General features: G+C 69.1%; 19 protein-coding genes and 1 pseudogene. 9 read left to right on the top strand and 11 right to left on the bottom strand.

Going from position 1 to position 24,081, the window contains the following annotated elements; all coding sequences use genetic code 11:
* The first annotated feature begins 9 nt into the window (after nt 1–9).
* Nucleotides 10–1,173: a zinc metallochaperone AztD gene (aztD, locus tag AB0M48_RS11900; RefSeq protein ID WP_363839407.1), complete on the top strand. Its 1,164-nt coding sequence runs from the start codon at nt 10–12 to the stop codon at nt 1,171–1,173.
* Here aztD and AB0M48_RS11895 read toward each other — a convergent pair.
* From AB0M48_RS11895 to AB0M48_RS11865, 7 genes are all read right to left on the bottom strand, one after another.
* Nucleotides 1,056–1,724 carry a hypothetical protein gene (locus AB0M48_RS11895; RefSeq protein ID WP_363839404.1) on the bottom strand — a complete coding sequence of 223 codons (669 nt, stop codon included), beginning with the start codon at nt 1,722–1,724 and terminating at the stop codon, nt 1,056–1,058. The two genes, aztD and AB0M48_RS11895, sit on opposite strands and share 118 nt — an antisense overlap.
* The gene (locus tag AB0M48_RS11890) at nt 1,721–2,893 is read right to left on the bottom strand and encodes a tyrosine-type recombinase/integrase (RefSeq protein WP_363839402.1); all 1,173 of its coding nucleotides are present in this window, start codon (nt 2,891–2,893) and stop codon (nt 1,721–1,723) included. Before AB0M48_RS11890 ends, AB0M48_RS11895 begins: the two co-directional genes overlap by 4 nt.
* A 113-nt stretch (nt 2,894–3,006) precedes the next feature.
* Nucleotides 3,007–3,213 carry a helix-turn-helix domain-containing protein gene (locus AB0M48_RS11885; protein WP_363839400.1) on the bottom strand — a complete coding sequence of 69 codons (207 nt, stop codon included), beginning with the start codon at nt 3,211–3,213 and terminating at the stop codon, nt 3,007–3,009.
* A 173-nt stretch (nt 3,214–3,386) separates the two neighbouring features.
* A complete protein-coding gene (locus tag AB0M48_RS11880) occupies nt 3,387–4,343 on the bottom strand; it encodes a hypothetical protein (RefSeq protein ID WP_363839397.1) in 957 nt (318 codons plus the stop codon).
* On the bottom strand, nt 4,340–5,722 hold the full coding sequence (locus tag AB0M48_RS11875; protein ID WP_363839394.1) for a DNA cytosine methyltransferase: 1,383 nt from the start codon (nt 5,720–5,722) through the stop codon (nt 4,340–4,342). The genes AB0M48_RS11880 and AB0M48_RS11875 overlap by 4 nt, the downstream gene beginning before the upstream one ends.
* The gene (locus tag AB0M48_RS11870) at nt 5,719–6,738 is read right to left on the bottom strand and encodes a DNA methyltransferase (protein ID WP_363839929.1); all 1,020 of its coding nucleotides are present in this window, start codon (nt 6,736–6,738) and stop codon (nt 5,719–5,721) included. Before AB0M48_RS11870 ends, AB0M48_RS11875 begins: the two co-directional genes overlap by 4 nt.
* Nucleotides 6,739–6,937: 199 nt before the next feature.
* Nucleotides 6,938–8,062, bottom strand: a complete 1,125-nt coding sequence (locus tag AB0M48_RS11865; protein ID WP_363839391.1) for a hypothetical protein — start codon at nt 8,060–8,062, stop codon at nt 6,938–6,940.
* A gap of 587 nt (nt 8,063–8,649) precedes the next feature.
* Between AB0M48_RS11865 and AB0M48_RS11860 the strand changes: the two genes are divergently transcribed.
* The 5 genes from AB0M48_RS11860 (at nt 8,650) to AB0M48_RS11840 (ending at nt 15,505) form a co-directional block, all read left to right on the top strand.
* On the top strand, nt 8,650–9,660 hold the full coding sequence (locus AB0M48_RS11860; protein WP_363839388.1) for a hypothetical protein: 1,011 nt from the start codon (nt 8,650–8,652) through the stop codon (nt 9,658–9,660).
* Between the two features lie 200 nt (nt 9,661–9,860).
* Nucleotides 9,861–10,178 (top strand): pilin, encoded by a 318-nt coding sequence (locus AB0M48_RS11855; RefSeq protein ID WP_363839926.1) that lies wholly within the window; start codon nt 9,861–9,863, stop codon nt 10,176–10,178.
* A gap of 222 nt (nt 10,179–10,400) precedes the next feature.
* Entirely contained in the window at nt 10,401–12,416 is a 2,016-nt protein-coding gene (locus AB0M48_RS11850) for a hypothetical protein (RefSeq protein ID WP_363839385.1), read from the top strand.
* Nucleotides 12,417–12,422: 6 nt separating this feature from the next.
* Nucleotides 12,423–13,664 carry a PrgI family protein gene (locus AB0M48_RS11845; protein ID WP_363839382.1) on the top strand — a complete coding sequence of 414 codons (1,242 nt, stop codon included), beginning with the start codon at nt 12,423–12,425 and terminating at the stop codon, nt 13,662–13,664.
* On the top strand, nt 13,664–15,505 hold the full coding sequence (locus AB0M48_RS11840) for a DUF87 domain-containing protein (RefSeq protein WP_363839379.1): 1,842 nt from the start codon (nt 13,664–13,666) through the stop codon (nt 15,503–15,505). The genes AB0M48_RS11845 and AB0M48_RS11840 overlap by 1 nt, the downstream gene beginning before the upstream one ends.
* A gap of 47 nt (nt 15,506–15,552) precedes the next feature.
* Here AB0M48_RS11840 and AB0M48_RS11835 read toward each other — a convergent pair whose 3' ends face one another.
* The 4 genes from AB0M48_RS11835 to AB0M48_RS11820 all read right to left on the bottom strand — a co-directional run bounded on the left by AB0M48_RS11835 (nt 15,553) and on the right by AB0M48_RS11820 (nt 19,047).
* Nucleotides 15,553–15,861 carry a hypothetical protein gene (locus AB0M48_RS11835; protein ID WP_363839376.1) on the bottom strand — a complete coding sequence of 103 codons (309 nt, stop codon included), beginning with the start codon at nt 15,859–15,861 and terminating at the stop codon, nt 15,553–15,555.
* 60 nt (nt 15,862–15,921) lie between these two features.
* Nucleotides 15,922–17,313 carry a hypothetical protein gene (locus AB0M48_RS11830; RefSeq protein ID WP_363839373.1) on the bottom strand — a complete coding sequence of 464 codons (1,392 nt, stop codon included), beginning with the start codon at nt 17,311–17,313 and terminating at the stop codon, nt 15,922–15,924.
* A 332-nt stretch (nt 17,314–17,645) separates the two neighbouring features.
* A complete protein-coding gene (locus AB0M48_RS11825) occupies nt 17,646–17,957 on the bottom strand; it encodes a helix-turn-helix transcriptional regulator (RefSeq protein ID WP_363839370.1) in 312 nt (103 codons plus the stop codon).
* 13 nt (nt 17,958–17,970) lie between these two features.
* Nucleotides 17,971–19,047, bottom strand: coding sequence for a tyrosine-type recombinase/integrase (locus tag AB0M48_RS11820; protein WP_363839367.1), 1,077 nt, complete (start codon nt 19,045–19,047; stop codon nt 17,971–17,973).
* 134 nt (nt 19,048–19,181) lie between these two features.
* On the opposite strand from AB0M48_RS11820, the gene AB0M48_RS11815 reads away from it, so the two are divergent.
* From AB0M48_RS11815 to ltrA, 3 genes and pseudogenes are all read left to right on the top strand, one after another.
* Entirely contained in the window at nt 19,182–19,376 is a 195-nt protein-coding gene (locus AB0M48_RS11815; RefSeq protein WP_363839364.1) for a hypothetical protein, read from the top strand.
* Between the two features lie 154 nt (nt 19,377–19,530).
* Nucleotides 19,531–21,564 (top strand): annotated as a pseudogene (locus AB0M48_RS11810) (DUF87 domain-containing protein); the annotation flags it as partial.
* Between the two features lie 612 nt (nt 21,565–22,176).
* Complete coding sequence (ltrA, locus tag AB0M48_RS11805) at nt 22,177–24,021, top strand: group II intron reverse transcriptase/maturase (RefSeq protein WP_363839361.1); 1,845 nt, start codon at nt 22,177–22,179, stop codon at nt 24,019–24,021.
* Nucleotides 24,022–24,081 lie beyond the last annotated feature (60 nt).

Raw genomic sequence — 24,081 nt, 5'->3', positions numbered from 1 at the left:
TGAGAAGCAATGAAGAGCTGGTCGCGAACGCGGACCACAGCCATCGTGTCCACTGTGGTCTCCGCCCTCGCCCTGACCGGTTGCGGCGCCGAACAGGCACAGCAGCCCGCCTCCGGCGGCGGTTCGGTCGCCGAGCCGGTCGCCGTCACCTATGACGGCGGGATCTACGTGCTGGACGGCAAGACGCTCGAGATCAAAGCCGACGTCAAGCTGGCGGGCTTCAACCGGCTCAACCCCGCCGGTGACGACAAGCACCTCATGGTGTCCACGTCGAGCGGATTCCGGATGCTCGACGCCGCCGGCGGCAAGCTGACCGACGTCGAGTTCCCGGGCGCCGAACCGGGTCACGTCGTCCGGCACGCCGGACGCACCGTGCTGTTCACGGACGGAACCGGCGAGGTCCGCATTCTCGACAAGTCCTCCTTGGCCAGCGCGGAACGTGAGGTCAAGACCTACAAGGCTCCAGAACCGCACCACGGTGTGGCGATCGAGCTGGCCAACGGCGAGCTGGTCTCCACCCTCGGGAACAAGGACAAGCGCGTCGGGATCCAGGTCCTCGACGCCAACCGCAAGGAGATCACCCGCAACGAGGACTGCCCCGGTGTCCACGGCGAGGCGACCGCGAAGGACGAGGCCGTGGTCATCGGCTGCCAGAACGGTGTGCTGATCTACCGCAACGGGACCATCACCAAGGTGAAGAGCCCCACGGAGTACGGCCGGATCGGCAACCAGGCGGGCAGCGACCACTCCCCCATTGTGCTCGGCGACTACAAGCAGGACGCCGACGCCGAACTCGAGCGCCCCACGCAAGTCTCGCTGATCGACACCACCACCAGCGGTCTGAAGCTCGTCGACATCGGCGCCAGCTACACCTTCCGCTCGCTGGCCCGCGGCCCGCAGGGTGAAGCGCTGGTGCTCGGCACCGACGGCAAGATCCATGTGATCGACCCCGTCAAGGCCGAGGTGACCCGCACCATCCCGGTCACGGACAGCTGGCAGGAGCCCCTGGAGTGGCAGCAGCCGAGGCCGGCGATCTTCGTCAGGGGTGGCACGGTCTACGTGTCCGACCCGAACAAGCAACAGCTGCACCGGATCGACCTCACCGACGGGAAGATCACCGCGACGGCGTCGTTGTCGCAGAAGCCGAACGAGCTCAGCGGCGTCACCGCCTGAGATGGAGGCGGTGATCCGTGCGAGCCGTCGTACGGATCGTCGCCGGACGTGCCCGTGATCGGCCAGGCACCGCACGACTGGCTGTTCCTCGCGTGGACGCGGTGGTATACCACGGTGGGATGCGGAACGACGGCGGCGGCGCTCGCGGCGGGCGTCCCACAGGTGGTGTGCCCGTTCGTGGCGACCAGCCGCGCTGAGTTCGGCGCAGCACGCGACGGGGGTCGCTCTGCCTCCGTTGTGGCAGGCATCCGATCGGCGGTCGGCCTGGGCCAGCCGCTGCCGATCGGCGCCGACCAGTCGGTGTTCGTTGCGTCGGCGCCGGAGGCGTGGATCCGGGCGAAGAAGTCGTCACCCAGGGACAACACGCCGCGGAGTTTGCCGGCCTTCAGCACCACCAGTTCGTGCGAGTTGATGATGAAGGTCAGCTCAACCTCGTTGACGCGGCGGACGTACTGGGCGGGTGCACCGCACCAACGTGATGCAGCGTCGATGGTGGCCGGGACGCCATTGGCTTTTGCACCAAAGAAGCGTCCATCGGTGCCGGTGTTCAAGGGCGGCGCCAGCGGGTGTGTGGTTCCGGTGTGGGCGAGTCGGCGACGGCTTTGTCCCAGCGATCTTGCAGTCCGGTGATGAGCCGGTGTTCGACTTCGGCGGCGATGTGGGAGTAGACCTTCTGCATCTTGTCTTCGAGGGTGTGCCCGAGGCGCGCGGCTTGGGCGATTTCGGGGACGCCGTCGGCGATCATCCATGTCTTGTGGCTGTGCCGGAAACCGTGGAAGGTCAGTCCGGGTTGGACCGGTTCGATGCGCACGGGCGGTACGGTGCGGTTGAGGTTGCCGTCGGCGGCGGGGCGCATGGCTCGGCGGGAGAAGTTGGAGCGGCGCAAGTACTCCCGTTCGGCGGTGACGAAGACGTGGGTGTGGTCGTGGCTGTCGAGGTGTCGGCGCAGCAGGGGGATCAGGAAGGGCGGGAGGGTGATGGTGCGGGCTGATTCGCCGGTCTTGGGTGGGCCGAGTTCGAAGTGGCCGTTGATCTCATGGAGCGCGCCGATGTCGGGGTCGATGACGATGCACGCGTCGTCGAGGTGGGTGTTGTGGCGTTGCAGGCCGGTCAGCTCGCCCCAGCGTGCCCCGGTCCAGGCGGCGGTGATCATGAGGACACCCGCCCATGGGCCGACGAGAGCGGTCGCGTTGTCGGCCACGCGCAACGCTTGCTGCTGGGTGGCCCAGATGCGCTCACGAGGTTTCGCGCGGTGACGCCTGCCTCGACGGCGGGGACGGATCGGGTTGGCGGCGATGAGTTTGTCGTCGGCAGCGTCGGCCAGCATCATCGACAGCACCTTGACGATCGTGGTGATGGTGGAAGGCGCGCAACGGGCGGAGAGCTGCTTGCGCCAGGCGGCCACCGCCAGGCCGGTGATGTCTGCCAGGGAGGTCTCGCCCCAGCGGGGCAGGATGTGGTTGGTCGCCAGACTGCGGTATTGGGTTTCGGTGTTGCGGGACAGATCGAGCGCGTCGAGCCAGTCGTCGGCCCATTCCCCCACTGTGATCCGACCAGCCGCCGGGTCGATCCAGCTGCCGCGGCGTTGGTCGGTTTCGAGGGTGTCGGCGTAGTTGTCGGCCGATGACTTGTTGGGGAACCCAGGCACCGATCCCAGCGTGCCGTCATCTTTGAAGTAGCGAACCCGCCAGGTCTTGCCGTGTTTTTCGGACCAGGCCATGGTGTCCCCCGGTGGTGACGATGTTCGAGCTGTCGGCGGCTAGTTGGTGTGACATGCCCATGGACGCTCTGTTGGCCGCGAAGGGCAATAGGTGTCGGCGAAGTTCTTTCGTGTCAGCGGGTTCGGCGTGAGCGGTTGTGGTGTGTCTGGGGTGTGTGGTTGCCGGAGTCGGCGATATCGCGCAGGTTGGCGGCCGAGAAGCGCAGGTGCTTGCCGAGGAAGGTGCACGGGATGGTGCGTTGTCCGGCTTTGCGTCGCAGCCAGGACTCACGCACGGCGAGGAGTTCGGCGGCCTGGGCCGGTGTGTAGAGCCGAGTCACCGACTCCGGCGGTGTGGGTGGCTCTTGGTGGTGGCCAGACGGCGTAGGTGTCGAGCGGCGGGCGGTCATCGTGTCTCCGGCCGGTGACGGGATCAGCGGCGGTCGGCTGGATCGCGGATCGGGCGGGACTCGACCGTGCCGACGAGAGCTGCGGAGGTGGCGTGGCTCGGCGCTCATGCAGCACGCTCGCGGTGTCTCTGATCCATAGTGCTGACCGGTTCGCCGGAACGACACGACCACGGCGAGCAACCATCAGGGTCACCGTCCTCCTCGACGCCGTTTGCCGAGTCGGTGGTGATCAGCCGTAGGTGTTTCTTGGTTCTCGACTTCGGTGTGTCGAGATCGACCTGGTCCAGCGGGATGCAGGAGCGGTGCAGGAAGTATTGCCCGCGCAACTCCTGCCCCTGCGTGGTGGCGCGCGGGTAGCCGTGGCGGATGGCGCGGTCGAACTCGACCGCCTCGGCCCAGCCGTCCGGGTCGTTGTCGCGCACCCAACGCCAGCCCGCGTTGCCGTGGAACGGGCAGCCGACACAGGCTGACTTCACGGTCTCCCCGAAGCCCCGTTCGGTGAGGAACTCCATGCACCGGGCTCGGTCGAAGCCGAGATCGATCAGCGGGAAGACGTTGCGCAGGAACCGAAGCCGGGAGTCCTTGGCGCGGGTGAACTCATCGGTGCTGATCCCGATGGCCTGCTCGGCGTACACCCCGCGCGGCACCCGTCGCGGATGCGGATATCCGAGCAGCTCTCGCGCGGCTTTCTTCAGCGGGGTGATCTTGTACTCCGCGGTGCATTGCCTCCTCGCGAGCCCTCGCGTCCCGTCGGGGTTGAGGGTGTGCAGGGGCATAGACACGAAGCGGTGCTTAGGGTCCAGGGCGTCGGCGCGAATGTTGCCGGCCGAGACCTGACGCACCGGGATGCCGTGTCTCTCCGCGTGCGCCGCCAGGCGGTCGAGGTTCGCGTAGACGGCGCGCGGCTCCCAGCCGGTGTCGGCGAAAAGTGCGACGTCGAAGCGCGGTATCTCGCCCTCGCACGCCAGCAACAGCACGGTCGTGCTTTGCACTCCGGCGCCCAGGGACAGCAGTCGCAACGCGGGCCCAGAGTCGGGCACCGCGATGGTGGTCGTGGTCATGCCGCGGTCACCTCCTGCCCGGTCGATGACCGGTGGTCGGTGTCGGTGTTGATGCCGAGGAGTTCGGCAAGGTCGTTCAGCAGCAGGGCCACCGCGTAGGCGGCTTGCTGGGGGACCACTCCGTTGCCCAGCGCGCGGAGCTGCGCGGTGCGGGGCAGGGAGAGGTCGGTGACCCAGCCTTCGGCCAGCCCCATCAGGTGCTCGACGAAAGCGGGCGCAAGGACCGGGCGGCCGTGGTTGCCGGGCTGGGTCGGGTGCGGTGTCGGGCGGCCCAGCACCGCTTCCCAGCGGCGGATCGCCGCCTCGTAGACACCCCATTTCACCGGCGTCGACTCGACGCCGGATGCCGAACTCGTCTCGGTGTCGGGGTCGGCAACCGCTACGAGATGTCGTCGGTCTCGCTGTCCTCGGCCCGGTGGTGCGGCGGCGGGGTGAGCAGGCGGATGACCGCCGAGGGCAGCATCAGGTCGCCCTTGGATCCCCGCTGCGCCGGACAGCCCTTCGTCCCGTCCGTCGCTCGCGGCGTCGGCAGGAATGCCTCGGGGTCCACCAGCGGGAGCACCTGCTGTGACAGCGGCGGCCGGAACCCCGCTCCGGCCCTGCGGCCCGCCGTGCCGGTGTCCGAGGCTCGCGGAGTCGGCAACAACCGAAGCCGATCCAGCAGGGACGGACCGCCCTGCCTGCTGGCGGCGCTGATGCCATTGGACGAGCCGTCGTGCGCGGTCGGCGTCGGCAGCATCTCCGCCTCGTCGACCGGGGCCGGGCTCGCGCAGCCAGGCGAGCAGGAACACCCGCTCGCGGCGGTGCGCGGCTCCGACGTCGGCGGCGCGGACGCTACGCCAGAGCGCGTCATACCCCGCTTCGGCCAGGTCGCCGAGTACACGGTGGAGTCCTCCGTTACGCCAGCGAAGCGCGGCGACGTTCTCCACCACGATGAGCGCGGGTCGTAGTACGCGAAGGCCCGCCACGATGTCGGCCCACAGCCCACTGCGGACTCCCTTCTCGATGCCCGCCCGCTTCCCGGCGGCGGAAATGTCCTGGCAGGGGAACCCCACGACGAGCACGTCGACCGGCTCGATGGAGGCCCAGTCGATGTGCCGCAGGTCGCCGAGGTTCGGGATGCCCGGTGTCCGGGCGCCGAGGATCTGGGCGATGTGCGGGTCGGGGTCGGCGACCCAGGCGATCCGGCCACCGCCCAGGGCGGCCAGCACCCCGAGGTCCAAGCCGCCGTAGCCGGTGCACAACGAACCCATGACCGGGCCCGACTCGGGGACAGGGCGGGTCCGCCGTTCCGGCCCCGGCGTCACCGCCGGGGCCGGGACGAGCGTGAGCGGACGGGCCGCCTGCTCACGGCGCGAGCGCGGCGAACGGCGTGTCATGCCGCCTGGCCTCGCTCACTCGCACCGTCACGCGCGGCGCCCGCGGATCGCGCCGAGCGGTACTGCCCGAGGTCGACCACGTCCCCCGCCGAGGCACCGGCCGCGGCGCCGGTCGCGGACTTGTGCAGGGTGGTGCGGAAGACGAGGACGTCCTCGTGGGCGATCAGGTGCAGCGGCAACCCCGCTTCGCGCTGCTTGCGGATGAAGTCGCGCTGGAAGAACGACCCGCGGGCCACGAGGTCGGTCTCGGCGGCGCGGGCGAGCAGTGCGACGTTGCGCTCGACCGGGATCAGGCCGGCCGCGCGCCCGCACGCGAGGATCTGCGAGGGGAGGTCGATCAGCTCGGCGTGTTCGCGCCACGGCCGGATGGTGATGGCGATGTGCCCGCCGGGCTTCAGGAAGGTGCGCAGCGCGGCGAGGATCCGGGTGAACCCGGCCAGCAGCCGGTGGTGGCCGATGTTGGCGAGGTTGCCGCGGTCGAGGGTGTTGCCATAGAGGTGGTGGTACTTCTGCACTCCCGCGCCGGGCGACACCGACACCTGCCCGTGGGTCGAAGGACCGTAGGGCGGCGAGGTCACCACGAGCGCCGCCTGGCCGACGTACTCCGGCGGCAGCAGCGTCACGAGCTGGCGGGCGTCGCCATGAAACACCCGCGCGTCGATCCCCTTCTCGCCGCCGACGCCCTGCTCTCGCGCGACGTCAAGATTGGCGTTCGCAACCTCGACCCAGTGAGGTTCGTACTCCACCCCGACCGCGCGGCGGCCAAGACGGACGGCTTCGACGAGCGTGGTGCCGATGCCGCACATCGGGTCCAGCACCAGCTCGCCCGGCTTCGTGTAGTGGGTGACGGCGTGGCGGACGACCTCGGGCAGCATCTTGGCCGGATGCGCGGTCGACTCGGGCGTGTACTTGTTCTTGCGCTGGGCGGCCGGCGAGTACTGCGCGGTCGTCCACACCGACACCGCAGGCGGCTCCGCGCCACCCTCCTGCTCACCGCTGTCCACAGAGTTGTCCACAGCGGTGGGCGAGGTGTCGAGCGCGGCGATGAGCGCGCGCGGGATGCGCTGGGTCGACTCGTCGCCGACCGCTGCGGCGGTCGGCTCGAAGGACTCGGCGGTGTGCTGTCGAGGGGCGTCGTGCGTCACGGGTGTGCCTTCCTGGCAGTGCGGTCCGAGGTGGCGAAGTCGTCGTTCGGCGCGGGGCGAGGTGCGGCCGTCATCGGATGTCTTCGGGCTGCGAGACCGCGTCTCTCGCCGCACCCGGCACCGCCGTGGACGTCGGCTGATGGTCATGCGGCTGAGCGAAAACGAGGACGTCGGAGTGGATGCGCCGATGCGGCACGGGCAGCCCGCGCACGACGGCACGGTGGCGCGTTCGCGCGTCGGCGTCGGCGGTGTCGCGGCCACCGGAGTCGCCGTCGAGGTGGTCGTCGGACTGCGTGTCAGCGAGGTGGAACCGGCCGTCGCGGACGGGTGCGTGCAGGGCGACGATGTGCTGGAGGTAGAGCAGGTCGGCGTTCTGCCCGGCGGTCACCACCGCGCCCGTCGGGTCGGTCAGCTCACCGGACGTCCAGTCACAGTGCGTGAGCACGACGAGGATGCCGCCGACCCGGAGTCGCCGTGCCGCGTAGAGCGCGACGAGGTCCGCGCTCTGGTTGCCGGACAGGTGCGGCGGCAGGCTCGCCACGATCAGGTCGGCAGCGTCGCCGGGATTCGTCACCACGTCCGGAACGGGCACAGCGACGGTGGCCTCCGCCGCGGAGGAGAGGGTGGTGGGCGCCAGGTCCACACCGCCGACGAGGTCGGCCCAGAACGGCCGGGACGCCAGTCCGGTCGACGTCGCGTCGACCGGGATGCGCTCGACGCGCGCAGTGCGGTCGAGACGCTCGACGACGGCGATGGCGTCCGCCAGTTCGGGGTCCGGCTCGGTGCCAAGCGCGTGGTCGATGACGCCGTCCGCGCCGACCAGGCCGAGAGCCGGGCGGGCGCGCCCGGGGGTCGGCCGGTCCAGCAGCACGACGCGTTCGGCGGGCTTGCTGAACGAGGTGACGATCCGCTCGACGAGGGCCGCGGGCCATGTGGTGGCGAGGTCGATCGGGGTTGCGCCAGCTGTCCAGACGGTCGCCGGAGTCGGGGTCGAGGCCGACCCGCGGGACCGCGAGCGGCCGGTGCCGGTTGCCGACGTCGCGGGCTTGCCGGGGCTCACGCGGGTGGTGGTCGGTGCGGTCGGCCACGGTCGGCGGTCGCCGCCCCGGCGCCCGCCGGGGCGGGCCGGGGTCGGGTGGGTGGAGTCGGCGCGCCGTCGGGGCGAGCGGCGGGCGGAGTTGTCGGGCTGGGTCACGGGTGTCCCTTCGCCAAGCTGGGTGCGCCTGTCGGTGTGAGGCGCTGATGACACCCCTGAACTCCGAAATACGGCCCCTTTGGGGACACGCCCCCGGCAACTTTCTCAAGCACGATTCACGGCCACACGAATAGCCGGAAATGGTTCACGCGCGCGTGTCCGCGCGGAGATAGGCGGCGAGTCCGCCAGGAGTGGCAGAGTCCTTTTTCTGATCCCAGCGAAGATTGCGATGCCGTCTTCGTATAGCACTGGGTGACGATGTGCTCACGGCTATGACCAAACTGGTACCGAACTAGTACCGCGACCAGTAAAGACCAGCTAGAAGGCTATTACCGGCCACGCTGCTTCGATCTTGACTTCACCCGCGCGATGATCCCCAAGGGTGCGCAAAGTGGATCTTGTGGCACGTGCTGGGCACGGTTGATGATCGCCGGTACCTCTACGGTAGTAGTTCGGTACCAGTTTGGTAATCGGTTGGTACTACCCGCTGTGGCGTCCTGGGCAAGTCGTTGATTCCGACTTGCTTTCAGGAGCCATCCATGAGTTCACGTGACTGTTTTCCGCGCTCGGGTTTTGAGCGCGATTCCATGCCTCTGGACGCGGCGCGGTCGGCGTTCGAGTGGCTGGTCGCCGGGCCGCACCCGGTGTCGGTGGACGGCCGGTTGTTCCCCGGTCTCCCGGCACGGCGGGTGCCGTTGAACGAGCTGCGCGACCGGCTGCTGCGCCGCCGCTGTCCGCAGACGCTGCGGGACGCGGCGTGGGCACACCTGGTCCTGCTCGCCCGCACCGAAGGCGGCACGTGGACCGTCGGCGCGGTCGGTGTCGCGCTGCCCGCGCTGACCTCCATCGCCGCCACCTTGTCGGCGAAGTTCGCCGGTGACCCGAGCGACATCCACGCCGCGGTGCTGGCCGGGTTCGTCGCCGAGCTGGGCGAGATCGACCTGCGTCGTCCGCGCGTCATGTTGCGGCTGCGATGGGCCGCCTACCGCGCCGGCCACACCGCCGTGCGCGAGGCGCTGGACGCGCCGGTGCCGTCGGGACACGGGTTCCGCTCGACGATGCCGCCGCCTCCGTGGGGCCATCCCGACTTCGTCCTAGCCCGCGCCGTCGCCGAGGGCGCCATCACCTCCGCCGAGGCCGAGCTGATCGGCTCAACTCGGCTCGAAGGTGTGCCGCTGGCCGACGCCGCGGCCGAGCGCGACCTCTCCTATCAAGCGGCCAAGAAGGCGCGCCTGCGCGCCGAGCACCGCCTGGTCGCCTACCTGCGCGACGACACCAGCGACACCTCGCACACCGGTCCTCGAGAGGGCGATGTCGCGACCCAGGTGGCCGACGCGGTGACCATCACCACCGCCGCCGAACACTCTGCCGACTCCCCCGCAAAGTCACGCACTGTCACTGCGTTGGCGACGCGCGCCGTGAAGAAAGTCGGCGAGCGCGTGTCCCCGCAGGGCCGGTTTTCCGGAGTTCAGGGGTGCGGGAGGAAACCAGCCACCCCCGCGCACACCACCTCTTCGCCCACGCCGTGCCCCGAGTCCACACAGCACTCGGCCACGCGGCTGTCGGGCACGACTCCGGGAGTGTCGCGATGCGCCTGACTCATACCTCTGTTCGCCCTCACAACCCCTGCCGGCCCGGTGACGACCGACCTCACCGCGGGACCGTCCTCACTCACCGCGAGACGAGCTCGCGAGCCCACGCATCGATGTGCGCCCGCCCGCTGCTGCCGGTCAGCGACAGCACTACACCTCCGACCTCCACGGGGCGACGTGGTCGCCGTCGGAGCGTGGGACGCCGCGTGCTGCTGGTGGCCGAGCTGGCGCTGCTGGCACTGCTGGCCTCTGGAGCGACGGCGCACGCCGACGCCGTGGTGCTCGCGATCGCGGGCAGCGTCGACGAGGTCCTGACCAACATCCGCAACTGGCTGATGGGCATCCTCGCCGGGCTGGCGACGGTGTTCCTCACCATCGGCGGCGTGCGCCGCGTGTTCGGCGGCGGTGACCCCGGCGAGCAGGAGAAGGCCAAGGAGTGCTTCAAGGCGGCCGGGATCGGCTACGCCTTGGCGGCTCTCGCTCCGCTGGTCGTCACCGTGCTCAAGGGCATCGTGGGGGCCTGACCGATGCGCCCGCCGAACAGGCCGGTTAGGTCTGCCCCACGCCGCACATCGGTCGGCCCCACCGTTGGCTTGCTGCACGACACCGCGCCCACCGCGCGACGCGGTTCGGTGTCGGCGGACCGCAGGGAGATGCTCGCGCCTCCGACTGCGAGCTCCCGGCGGCCCCGCGGGATCGGGCGACTCCCTCGCTGCACGCGGAACCGGGCGCTGGTGGCGCTGGCGGTGAGCCTGGTCGTCCTGTTGGGCGGCCCCCTCGCCTCGGCGGCATTCACTCCGGACTCGGGCACAGCGGTAAGTCCGGCTGCCGCCGCGCAGCCCGCACCGCCGACCAACCAGCCGCCACTTCCGATCCCGACGGTCGACCCGGACCCCTGCGGTCCGGGCTCGCCACCACTGCCCATCTGCACCCTGCCGACGCAGACCACGACGTCTCCGACAACCCCGTCGACTCCGTGCTCCGGCGAGGGCTGCATCCCTCAGCCCGGCACCACCACGACGCCGCCGATTAACCCAGGCACCGGGCAGCCCGGACAGGGCCAGGAGACCGAGAACGACTGCGGGATCACCGATATCGGTGCCTGCATCACCGAGGCCATCAATGCCTTCTTCCGGGGCATCGTCACCGAAGCGCTCAACCCGCTGCTGGACCTGCTGTCCAAGACCCTGCTGACCACACCGATGCCGGACTCGCTGCCGCGGGTGGGCGAGCTATGGGACAACTCCTGGCAGATCCTGCTCATCTCCTACGGCCTGCTCGTGCTCATCGCCGGGGTCATCGCGATGGGCTACCAGACCGTCCAAACGCGGCACTCCATCAAGGAACTCGCGCCGCGACTCGTGGTCGGGTTCCTGGCCGGCGCCCTATCGCTGTGGGTGGCGACCAAGGGCATCCAGATCGCCAACGCCGGTGTCGAAGCGATCATGGGCGGCGGGGTCGAAGCGAACGCCGCGGGCGAGATGCTGCGCAACCTCGTGCTGACCAGCCTCAACGGCAGCAACTGGATCTCTTTCATCGGGATCGTCTTCGCCGCGCTGCTCGTCGCACTGCTCGTCACATACGTGGTGCGGGTCGCGCTGACCATCATCCTCATCGCCGGGGCGCCGCTGGTGCTGATGTTCCACGCCCTGCCCCAGACCGAGGGCATCGCCTACTGGTGGTGGAAAGCCTACGGCGGCTGTCTGGCGATCCAGCTCGGCCAGAGCCTGACGCTGATCACCGCGATGAAGGTGTTCCTCGCCCCCGGCGGGTTCACCATCTTCGGCCCGACCACGTCCGGGTTGGTCAACATCCTGGTCGCGCTCGCGTTGACGTACATCCTGTTCAAAATCCCGTTCTGGGTGCTGTCCTCGGTGCGCGGCGGAGGTCTGATCGGGTCGCTGATCAAGGGCTTCCTCGCCTACAAGACCTTCGGTCTGTTCCGCGGTGGCGGAGGCGGTCCGAAGCCCCGACCATCGGGCGGCGGCCGTGGCGGCAACGGCGGTGGAGGCCCCAGCGGCGGCGGTTCGCCCAACCCGTACGCCAACGCGCGAACCACCGCGAACGGGCAGTACGTCCTGCCGCTGCCTGGCGTGCGCCGGACCCGCCCGACAGGCAAGCCCACGCCGAAGACGAAGGCCGGTCCAGCTCCCAAGTCCTCCGGTCCCCAGGGCCGCCAGCTCGCGCTGCCATTGGGAGACGACTGGCCCGAGAACAAGCCCGTGCTCGGCCGCGACGGACAGTACCGCCTGCCTCTGGACGTCCAGCGCACGACGCCACCACCGGCGCCACCAGCGGGCACGGACGCCGGTGGTCGTCGCAGCCGCGCGGCCGGGGGCAAGCAGCTCGAGTTGCCGTTGGACCCCTACCGGGCGGGGCATCCGCCCGAACCGATCCGGGCAGTACCCGCTGCCCCTGGACGGCGTGCGCCGAGTGCCGCGCCCGGCGAGTCCGCCGCCGCCCACTCCACCGCGACCGAGCGGACCTCGGGTGGTCCAACCCGAGCTGCCCTTCGACCCGTACAAGGGCAGCAGGGCGAACCGCAGCGGCCAGTACCCGCTGCCGCTGGACGGCGTGCGCCGAACTCCCGCGCCCAGGCCCGCGCCCACTCCGCCACCGGCGACACCGCCTCGTCCCGCACCGCGCGCGGGACAGCAGTTGCGGCTGCCGCTGGACCTGCCCAAGCCAGCCAAGCCACCGACCACGCCGGTCGTCAGCCCGCCACAGCCACCGGCGCGGCCGAGTCCCAAGCCAGGAGGTAAATCCTCATGACCGCTCCCGTCCGTATCCCGGCCGATGTCGACATGCACGACCGCGTCCTCGGGCCGCTGACCGCACGTCAACTCGCGATCCTCGCCGCTGCCGGGGCGGTGCTCTACCTGATCTGGGCGGCCACCCGCGCGTTCCTCCCAATCCCGGTGTTCCTGGCCGCAGCGGTCCCGGTCGGCGCGGCCTCGGCGATGCTCGCGCTGGGCAAGCGCGACGGCGTGCCGATGGACAAGCTGCTCGTCGCCGCGATCCGCCAGCAGGTCGCACCTCGCCACCGGGTCGCCGCGCCCGAGGGCGTGCGCCCCGCGCCTGCCTGGCTCACCCCGGACACCGACCGCACTGCAGGCCAGACGGCCGGGCGCCGCAAGGGCGGAAAGAGCCGGGCCGGGCAGCCCGAGCAGGTGTCGCCCTCGGCGTTGCGGCTGCCGGCCGAGGCCGTCACCGAGACCGGGGTGGTCGACCTCGGCGTCGATGGCCTGGCCGTGGTCGCGGTCGCCTCGACGGTGAACTTCGCGCTGCGGACCTTGAACGAGCAGGAAGCGCTGGTCGCCTCGTTCGGTCGCTACCTGCACTCGCTGACCGCGCCGGTGCAGGTGCTGGTGCGCACCGAACGCCTCGACCTCTCGGCCCAGACCGCCGAACTGCGCGAACGTGCGGGCGGGCTGCCGCACCCGGCGCTGGAAGCCGCCGCGATCGAGCACGCCGACTACCTGGTACAGCTCGGGCAGCAGTCGGACCTGTTGCGCCGCCAGGTGCTGCTGGTGCTGCGCGAGCCGCTTGGCGTCGCCGCGCCGACCGACGGCTTGGGCGGACCCGGTCCGATGGCGGGCAAGCGCCGCAAGCAGGCAGGCGGACAGGTCGACGCCGGAACCCGCCGGGCAGCGGAGTCGCGGCTGGTGCGCCGCCTGGGCGAGGCGATCGAACTGCTGTCGCCGGCCGGGATCGTGGTCACCCCGCTCGACGCGGGACAGGCCACGGCGGTGCTGGCCTCGGCCTGCAACCCCGACAGCCTGCTCCCCCCGTCTGCGGGGTTGGCCGGCGCGGACGAGGTCATCACCACCTCCGGCGCGGACCCGACCGAGGACGACTTCGACGACGGCTCCTACTTCACGCACAGCGCCACGGCACCCGGCCGGACGCCGTCGGCGCAACCGGAGGACAGCGACGAGTACGGGGACGACTGGGACTACGAGGACGACGACTACCCGGACGACTACGAGAATGAAAGGGGGCGGTCCTGATGGGCGCCCGCACACGCAAGACCCGCAGTAACCCGGCCGTCCCGGCGGCCTCGTCGGCGGCTGCCGCGTTCACTCCCGACGCCCTGTCCGTGGCTGCGCGGCACCTGGAGGTCGGCGGCGAGTGGGTGTCCAGCTTCGCCGTGGTCGGCTTCCCGCGTGAGGTGCACCCTGGCTGGCTCGCCCCGCTGCTGACCTACCCCGGACGCCTGGACGTCTCGGTGCACATCGAGCCGATCGACCCGGCCACCGCCGCCTCTCGGTTGAAGAAGCAGCTCGCGAAATTGGAGGCCGGGCGACGGCACACCGCCGAGCACGGCCGCCTGTTCGATCCACAGGTCGAGGCCGCCACTGAGGACGCCTACGACCTGTCCTCCCGTGTCGCCCGCGGCGAGGGGAAGCTGTTCCGGGTCGGGCTGTACCTGACCATTCACGCCGTCTCCGAGAACGTGCTGGCCGATGAGGTGGCCGCGCTGCGGTCGTTGTGCGCGTCGCTGTTGCTCGACGCCAAGCACACGACCTACCGGTCGCTGCAGGGCTGGGTGTCCACCCTGCCGATGGGACTGGACCTCATCGGGATGCGCCGGACCTTCGACACGTCGGCGTTGGCGGCGGCGTTCCCGTTCACCAGCCCCGACCTGCCCGCCCCGGACCCGACCAGTGTGGCCGCGGCGTCCGGGGTGCTCTACGGCTATAACGTCGGCTCCCAGGGACTGGTGCACTGGGACCGGTTCGGCGACGGGATGCACAACCACAACTCCGTGATCCTCGGCCGCTCCGGCGCGGGCAAGTCCTACCTCGTGAAGCTGGAACTGCTGCGGTCGCTGTACCGCGGCATCGAGATCGCCGTCGTGGACCCCGAGGACGAGTACGCCCGCCTGGCCGCCGCGGTGGGCGGCACCTACGTCCACCTCGGCGCGCGAGGCGTCCGCCTCAACCCGTTCGACCTGCCGATCCACACCCGCGCCGACGGCCGCCGCACCGCCCCGAAGGACGCGCTCGTGCGCCGGTCTCTGTTCCTGCACACCGTCATCGCCGTTCTGGTCGGTGGCGAGTTGGAGGCGGCGGAGCGGGCGGCGTTGGACCAGGCGATCGCCGCGACCTACCAGAGCGTGGGAATCACCGCCGACGCGCGCACGTGGACCCGGCCGTCGCCGACGCTGCGGGTCCTGCGCGACCAGCTCGCGGTCGCTGGGCAGGCCGGCGACCGGGCCGCGGGTGAGCTCGCCGCGAGGCTGCACCCGTTCGTCGAGGGCGCGTTCAAGCAGCTGTTCGACGGGCCCAGCAGCGTCAACCCCGAAGGTCACCTGGTGGTGTTCAGCCTCCGCGACCTGCCCGACGAGCTCAAGGGCATCGGTACCCTGCTGACCCTGGACGCGGTGTGGCGGCGGGTGTCCAACCCTGCCATCCGCCGCCCGCGCCTGGTCGTGGTCGACGAGGCGTGGCTGCTGATGAAGGAGAAGTCCGGAGCCGAGTTCCTGTTCCGCATGGCCAAGGCGTCCCGCAAGCACTGGGCGGGGTTGACGGTGGCGACCCAGGACACCGCCGACGTACTCGGCAGCGACCTGGGCAAGGCCGTCGTGGCGAACGCGGCGACCCAGATCCTGCTGCGCCAGGCATCGCAGGCCATCGACGAGATCACGCAGACCTTCGACCTCTCCGCCGGGGAGCGCGCGTTCCTGCTCTCCGCCGACCGTGGCCAGGGTCTGCTGTCGGCCGGCACCCAGCGGGTGGCGTTTCAGAGCATCGCCTCACCGACCGAGCACTACCTGGTGACCACTTCCCCGGAGTTCCTGGCATCTCTACCGGATTCGGACGCGAACTCCGGGTGGGTGGACCTGTGATGAGGGTACAAGGAGCCGGTGTTTCGGCAACTCCAGACCGCTCTGTCTCATGTGGATTCGCTGTCGGTCTGTTTGTCGGTAGTTGGCGCTTCGCCCGCTTGGTCTGCTTCGAACTCTGCCTTGCGCCGGGTGAGGTAGGCTGGCCAGTTGGCTCGGGCGGCAATGACGTCGGCGATGGACAGTTTGATGACGCCGCAGTGTCCAAGGGAGCAGGCTCTGGGTGCCGTGGCGTCGATGAGGGAGATGCCACCGATCTCGTCGCCGTCTTCGTCGATGTATGTGCAGAACACCGGGTGAAACGCGCAGTCCTCGTATATGTCGCCTGGGCGGATCTCTCCCGGCTGGTCTTTGGTCATAGTCGTCAGTGTGCACGGAACGCGTTGTGGCGGGCGAGGCTGGTTGGTTTTCGTGCCAATTCAACGGTCTCGATGGTCTGCGGTGGTTTCGACGTACGCGACGACGCCGGGATGGTCGACGGTGGCCGTATACCGGTAGGCGCCAGCGATGGACAGACCAAACAAGTTGCACAGGACGCGGGCGTCGCCGCGGGTGGCGTGCGCTTCGTCCATGATCCGGTCCTGCCGCACGTGCTGGGGGTTCATGGCCAGGCGCCTGCGGATCCAGAAGTTGGTGACCGGGCCGGTGTGAGTCGCGTTGCGGTAGTGGATGAACAGGTGTGGGTTGGCGGTGGCGGGCCAGCGCTGTTCTCGGAAGTCCAGGTAGGCGCGCAGCCGTTGGCGCACTGGTTGGGCCAGTGGTATGACGCGACCGTCCAGATGCAGTCGGCCGTTACGCACGTCACTGAGCAGCAGGGCGCACAGTTGTCCAGAGCTCAGCGCGTGAAACGCGATCAGGGCTGCGAGCGCGGCCGTGGCCGCATCAGTGGAGTTGTAAACGGTGTCCAGTGCGGCTGGGTCGATTGCGGGAGGCGCTGCGGGGACCAGCCGGGGAGTGCGGATCCGCGCGGTGGGATTACAGAAGATCAGCTTCCGTCCCTTGAGAATCTTGAAGATGGACCGCAGTCCCTGAAGGGTTGTGGAGCGCGGGACACCGCTAGCTGGCAGGGCGTTGAGGATGTTGTCTCGGGTGATCTCGCGCAGCGACTCGTGGAATTCGGCCCAGTTGCGCAGGATCGGCAGTGCGAACGAGAGCTGGGAGCGCATTGTGTTCGGCGAACGCGGGTGTCGGCGAGGCGGCACCGTGCTGCCGTGGGTCATCACCTCGTACCAGACGCTCAGCTCGTGGCGCATCGGTTCGGGCAGATTCTCGATCTGGCAGCGGAACCAGGTTTCGGCGGCGGGAACGCGATCCTCGTCGACCATGCCGAGGCCGGCAAGCACGTCACGCACCGGCCTGGCGGCGGTACCGATGCTGGGCAGTTGGTGGATGTCGCTGGCGCGTACCGGCGCGCCTGGCGTGTCTTGGGTGCCGAGCAGGATGCGCACACCTCGGCGCACGCCCTCGATCAGGGTTTGTTGCCAACCGTGGCGAACCGCGTGTTCGTCGATCGCCTGTTCCATCATTGCCCACAGGTGCGGGTCGGGCGAGGGAAAGGCGCGTGCGGCACCAGCGGTGAGGTCGTGGGCCAGGTCGAACAGGACGAGCTGGCGGTAGCGGACCGGCAGGTGCAGCGGCGGACCCGCAACGGTGGCGGGCTCGCGATGGCTGGGACGCAGAGCCAGCGACCCGTGCCTGCAGAACATGTCGGCGAGAAACAGTTGCTGGCCATAGCGATTCGCGGCTACGTAGTCGAGCGGCCGATGGCCTTGCCGCAGCAGGCTGGCTTGGCGCCAGCACAGCCGGCACACGAGATCGAGATTGCGCGCGATGCAGCGATGCCCGCAGATGCGGCACGTACCGCGACTGGGGTATGTGTCCCGCCATCCCAAGCAGCCTATGCAGAGGCCTTCCTTACTGCGGGTGGCTACGCCCCAGGCGAAGCAATCCGGGCACGAGCGGGCACGTTTCGGCCCGTACTGGTGGCAGTCGCCGCACAGGCCGGCCGAGTAGTACTCCGGCGAACCGCATCGCCGACACGGCGGAGCAGTGACGGGGCCGCCGGGGCGGCAGTCGAAGCAGTACTTCGCGCTGTAGGTGCTGACGGGTTTGCGTTGGCAGCGCCGGCATGTTCTGGGCGGCGTCACGCCGGTGGAACCGATCGGTGGCGCCCCAGCCGTGGGGTGATCGGCGTCTGGGTGCCGGTCTCGGTCTCGCGGGGGCGCAGCGCGGCGACCTTGTCCGGTTCGCAGATCAACAGGTCTGTGGGGGCGCATTGCAGCACCGCGCAGATCACGTCGAGATCTTCGAGTCGGATGGTGGTGGGATTGCCGATCCAGAGTGCCGACATCTTGCCGTGGCTGATATCCAGGCCCGCTTCGGCCAGCCGGCGGCGCATCTCAGTCGACTTCCAGATGCCGATCTCTGCGGCCTTCATGCGCATGTTCCACCGCATCGGTTCTTCTCCGTTACTGTCCGAGTCGTGCGGCGACCCGCTCGTTTGCCTTGTCCCACACGTGTTCCACATGGTCGGCGTGAACGTGGATATAGCGGGTCGTGGTCGAAAGCCATTCGTGGCCAAGGATCTCCTGAATGGCCTTGAGGTCCATGCCACGGGAGTACAGCGACGACGCGCAGTAGTGCCGCAGCGTGTGCGGCCTCAGTCGCCCGGTCCAATGCGGCAACCAGCGTCGGGTGGCCGTGGCCAGCCCGTCGCGCAACGTTTGATCACCTACCCGGGAGCACGAGCCAGTGTGGCGATCGGTGCGCTCACAGGGCAGCAGCGGCGCGTCCGGATCCTGCCAGTCGTCGCCAAACTGATGGCGTACGTCGATGACCCACCAGTCGAGCAGCTCTGCGACCGAGTTGATCGCCGGCACCAACCTGGTCTTCGGACCCCGTCCTCGGCTGCCCTTGCCGAACCGGACATGCAGTTTGCCGTAGGCACCCAGGTCGCGGCGCCAGTCACGCATGTCCAGCCTGTAGGTCTCCTGGATCCGGAGCCCGGCCCGTCGCCACAGCGACGCCGCCAGATAGTCCCTCGCTTGGACCAGGAACTTCCTTGTGTGCTGCAAAGAATCCCGCCACTCGGAGAACAACAGTTCCACCTCGGTGTCGGTCGGTGGCACGTTGGCCACGCCGTAGTCAGCCTTGGCCGGGCGGTTGTATTCATCGATCGGTTGGCTCACGACGCAACCGGTCAGCACCTGAATGTCGCCTTGATAGCGGGTGATCAAGAAGTTGAAGAAGCTCGCCAGCGCACATGCCTTCTGTCGCACGGTCGATCGCGCCAGGAGCTTGTCTTTGCGTTGGAGCGCAAGGAATCTGTCCGCGTCGTGAGGCTGCGCAGTCCACACCGGACGGCCCAGGACCTCGATGAATTCGAACACAACCGATCGGTCGTGACCGATCGTGCTATCGCCCGTCCCTGCGCCGACCGATGCCAAAAGGTATTGATCGACCAACTCCTGCTCGAAGTCCTGCAGCTCCTGAGCCGTCTCCAGCCTGCGTGGAGCGTCCAGCGACCGCACCACCGCCAGTGCCATGCGCACCTCCACATGTTCGGCCTGAAGTTGGCCAAACACGATGATGCGTCACGAACGTCGACACCGCGTCGGGAATCTCGACGACATGTCAGATATCAACCCCATCGAGTTAACCGCACGCGACCTGACCTGCAATGTCCACGAAGGACAGAGAGCGATCGGGAACTCCAGGAAGTTCCTGTAGCAACCCGGCCGAACTCGCCGCCTACGCCGACACCGCCGAACCGGTCGACGAGGCCGACGCCGCGTTCGTCGACCTGGGCTTCGACGGAGACGAGTTCGGCCCGGACTCCGGAGACGACGACCAGATCCACCTCGACGCCGCCTGAGCGCCACCACCCGTCCGTACCTCTCCCGTGAAGGGACTCGTTCATGCTGCCCCGAACACCGACGTGGGTATCGCCTGCTCTCGACCAGCCACCGGACACACTCGTTCTCGCGATCGCGCCCACGCGCTCGACGGTCCCGGTCGCCGCCGGGTGGATGGAGGACTATCTGCGCGATCCCGGCGGCGCGCTCCTCGCGCTGCTGGCGCGGCTGCGGGACCTGGCCCTGGACTGGGGTCCGATCGCGGCCCCCGTCCTCGCGGTGCTCGTCACCGGGATCGTGCTCGGCCGGCGGTGGTGGGCCCGCCGTTGCCACGAACAGCTGCTCGCCGACGCCCGTCAGGTCACCGTGCTCGCCCCACCCGCCGTGGATCCCGCGGGCGGGGCCGCGTTGTGGTCCAACCTCGTCGGGCTGCTGCGGCCCGGCTGGCGCCGCGCGTTCACCGGCCAGCCGCACGTGGCGTGCGAGTACGTGTTCTCCGAGGCCGGGGTCGCGATCCGGCTGTGGGTGCCCGGGGTCATCCCGCCCGGCCTGGTCGAACGCGCCGTGGAGGCGGCCTGGCCAGGCGCGCACACCCGCGTCGGCCCAGCCGAGCCACCCCTTCCCACGCCCGGCGAGGGGCAGCGGCGGCTAGTGGTTGGCGGCGAGCTGCGGCTGGCCCGACCGGAGGCGTTGCCGCTGCGCAGTGACTTCGACGCCGACCCGATCCGCGCCCTGATCGGCGCGCCGGTCGGGCTCGGCCGTGCCGAGTACGCCTGCGTACAGGTGCTGGCCCGCCCGGTCACCGGCCGCCGCGTCCAGCAAGCCCGCCGCGCCGCCCGACGAGTCCACACCGGAGGCTCCACCCGGCTGGTCGGGCGCCTGCTCGACGCGATCACCCCCGGCACGGGTAGTCGTTCCCGGCGCACGGCGACGTGGACGAAGACCGGGGCCTTGCACAGCGACCCGCAGACCTCGCTGGAATATTCCGCGCAAAACCGCGCGATCGTCGGCAAGCAACGCGGCAGCCAGTTCGAGACCGTCGTCCGCTACGCCGTGGCGGCCCTGCTACCCGCCGATGCCGACGAGGGCGAGGTCCGCCAGGTGCGCGAGGTCGCCCGCGGCCGGGCCCACGCCTTGGCGGCCTCGTTCGCCTCCTACACCGAGCACAACCACTACACCCGCCACCGCATCCGCCATCCCGGCCAAGTGATCGACTCACGTCGTCTGGGACGCGGCGATCTGCTGTCGGTGCCCGAACTGGCGGCGATCGCGCACCTGCCCACCGACGAGGCCATCCCCGGAATCCAACGCGCCGGAGCCCGCGCCATCGCCCCACCACCGGGCATCGCCACCCCAGGGCCGGAGGCAAAACCGCTCGGGGTCACCGACACCGGCCACCAACGCCCCGTCGCCCTGCGAGTCCCGGACGCCCGACACCACCTGCACGTCATCGGCGCCACCGGTTCCGGCAAGAGCACGCTGCTCGGGAACATGATCCTGGCCGACGCCGAGGCCGGCCGCGGAATCGTGCTGATCGACCCCAAGGGCGACCTCGTCACCGATGTTCTGTCCCGCCTTCCCAAATCGGCTGCCGGTCGAGTCGTGATCTTCGATGCCGACAGCAAGTCTCGACCACCCTGCTTGAATCCGCTCGACGGTGGGGAGACCGACCTGACCGTCGACAACCTCGTCAGCGTCTTCCGGCGGGTCTACTCGGCGTTCTGGGGACCGCGCACCGACGACGTCATGCGCGCCGCCTGCCTCACCCTGCGCAGCCAGGAAGGCGTCGCCACCCTTGCGGACCTGCCCAAGCTGCTGGCCGACGAGGCGTTCCGCAGCCGGGTCGTCGCCGGGGTCACCGATCCGGTGCTGCGCGGGTTCTGGTTTTGGTACGAGGAACTCACCAACTCGTCCCGGTCCCAGGTCATCAGTCCGCTGATGAACAAGCTCCGCGCGTTCCTGTTGCGGCCCTTCGTCCGCGACGCGATCGCGGGCGGTCATTCCACAGTGGACATGAGCCGGGTCCTCGATGGCGGGATCTGCCTGGTGCGTATTCCCAAGGGCTCGCTGGGCGAGGAGACCACTCGGCTGGTCGGGTCGTTGGTGGTCGCCCGGACCTGGCAGGCCACCACCGGGCGGGCCCGGACTCCGCAACGGCAACGCCGGGACGCCTCGATGGTGATCGACGAGTGTCACCACTTCCTGAACCGTGCGGCCTGAAAGTCGCTTGTAGCCAGTGAATTACCAGAGAGGACAAGGTGATTCCCCGCCCCGTGGTCAAGGTAGGGCGGGTCTCCTAGGGCGAATGCGGGACTGGTAACGGACCCGTGTTAAGCCGCCTGACACGAAGCCCCAAGAGCCGGTGGACCATCACCGGCCACAGGGCAAGGAGAAGATCTGAAGGACGAACGCAAGTGAACCCTTGATGAGGCCTCGTGAAAGTTGACCCGCGCCAATGGTTTGTAGTCGGCGGGAAGGGCCCGGAGCTGTGAGGCTCAGGTGGCAACAGAGGGCGATTTTCCTCCGTTGCGTGACCACCACCGGTCCCGGGGTAAAGAGGGCGTCCTCCCAGATCGCAACTGGCACAAGCGGAACAGGACAACCCCGTAGAGGTCCAAGGCGGATGCGCCCTGGTAAGCCGACGGCAACGGAAGCCGAAACCCTCTGCGGGCGAAGGAAGACCCGAGAAGCTAATGCCGCTGGGGCGAAAGCCCAGGGGAAAACGCGGACCAAGGCACCTCAGCCTCCGCGCATAACCCGGCGGATACCGGGACTGCGTTCCCGGACCCGAAAGGGAGCCCACGCGGGTCTGGTGGGCCTGTGAAGAACCGAAGCAAGAAGCCAGAACCAGCGCCGGAGTTGGATACCGAAGGAGGAGAAGTGACACACCACGTCGACACGACCCAGGAGTCCCCGACCCTTCCCGAGGGGAACCACGCGCTGGACGACGCACGGTACTGGCACAGCATCGACTGGGCCACCGCCGAGCGATCCGTACGGCGACTGCGGCAGAGGATCTTCACGGCGACGCAGGAAGGGGACCTGAAGAAGGTCCGTAATCTCCAAAAGCTCATGCTGCGCTCGCACTCCAACACGCTCGTGAGCGTGCGGAGCGTGACACAGCGGAGCCTGGGACGCCGCAGCCCCGGGATAGACGGGGAAATCGTGCTGCGGCCGCAGGATCGGGGACGGCTGGTGAGGACACTCACCGAGCAGCCCCGGCCCAAGGCCCGGCCGGTGCGGCGTGTGCACATCCCGAAGGCGAACGGGAAGACCCGTCCGCTCGGTATCCCGGTCATCCGGGACCGAGTGCAGCAGACCAGGGTGAAGAACGCCCTGGAACCTGAGTGGGAGGCACGGTTCGAGGCACGGAGCTACGGCTTCCGGCCCGGCCGCAGCTGTCACGACGCGATCGCCGCGATCTTCAACTTCGCGGCAGGTAAGAAGTCCCGGCGACGCTGGGCTTTGGACGCGGACCTGACAGCCGCCTTCGATCGGATCAACCACGATCGCCTGATGGAGGCCATCGCAGGATTCCCGGCTGCGGCCGAGATCCTGCGCTGGCTCAAGGCCGGTGTGATGGAAGGCGGGCGGTTCGCCCCGACCGATGAGGGAGCCCCTCAAGGCGGAGTGATCAGCCCACTGCTACTGAACATCGTCCTGCACGGCATGGGGACCGCTGCCGGGGACCGTGAAGACGGCACCGCCCGGCAACGCTGGGTGCAGTGCGCCCCGGCGTTCATCCGCTACGCCGACGACTTCGTGGTGCTGTGCACCACGAAGGAGGAGGCCGAGCAGGCGAAGCAACGGCTTGCGGCCTGGCTGGCACCCAAGGGGCTGGCCTTCAACGAGGACAAGACGCGCATCGTCCACCTCGACGAGGGCTTCGACTTCCTCGGGTTCAACGTCAGGCGCTACAACGACAAGCTGCTGATCAAGCCGAGCGATGCAGCGGTGAAGAAGGTCAAGGACAAGGTCCGGGACACGGTGATACGGATGCGCGCGGCCACGTGCGCAGACGTCATCCGCACCCTGAACCCCTTGATCAAGGGATGGTCCACCTACTACCGGGGCGTGGCCTCCACGGAGACCTTCACGACCCTGGACCACTACGTGCACTACCGCATGTACAGGTGGGCCAAACGCAAGCACCACAACAAGTCGGTGGCATGGATTCGCGCCGCCTACTTCGGGTGCTTCAACCCGACACGGCAAGACGTCTGGGTCTTCGGAGACAAGGACACCGGGCGGTACCTGTACCGGTTCGCATGGACCCACATCGAGCGACACGCCCTGGTCACCGGGCGGGCGTCGAAAGACGACCCAGCGCTTGAGGGGTACTGGAAGGCACGTACCCGGAAGCGGAAGCACCCAGAAGCCGACAGGCGCAACCTGTCGCTGGCTGCCAAGCAGAAGGGGCTGTGCCCGCTGTGCGGACTGGACCTGATCGCCGGAGCCGGCTACGAGCCGCAGTCCGTCCGTGAATGGGCAGCCTGGTTCTGGGCCAACTCCCGCACGATCAACAGGCACCACCTGGTCTTCAAATCCCACGGCGGCTCGGACGATCGCGCCAACCTCATGCTCATCCACTCGGAATGCCACCGGCAGTACCACGCCCGGAGCATTCTCGAAGGAACCCAGGAGATCCCGAATGCGCGTCCATAGTGGCCTGCTTGAGCCGGATGCGGTGAAAGCCGCACGTCCGGTTCTGAGGGGGCTCTCGAC

The organism is Lentzea sp. NPDC051208, from assembly GCF_040682435.1.
Lineage (GTDB): Bacteria > Actinomycetota > Actinomycetes > Mycobacteriales > Pseudonocardiaceae > Lentzea > Lentzea kristufekii.
Note: the sequence above shows the minus strand (reverse complement) of the source record. Positions and strands in the feature narration are given on the sequence as shown.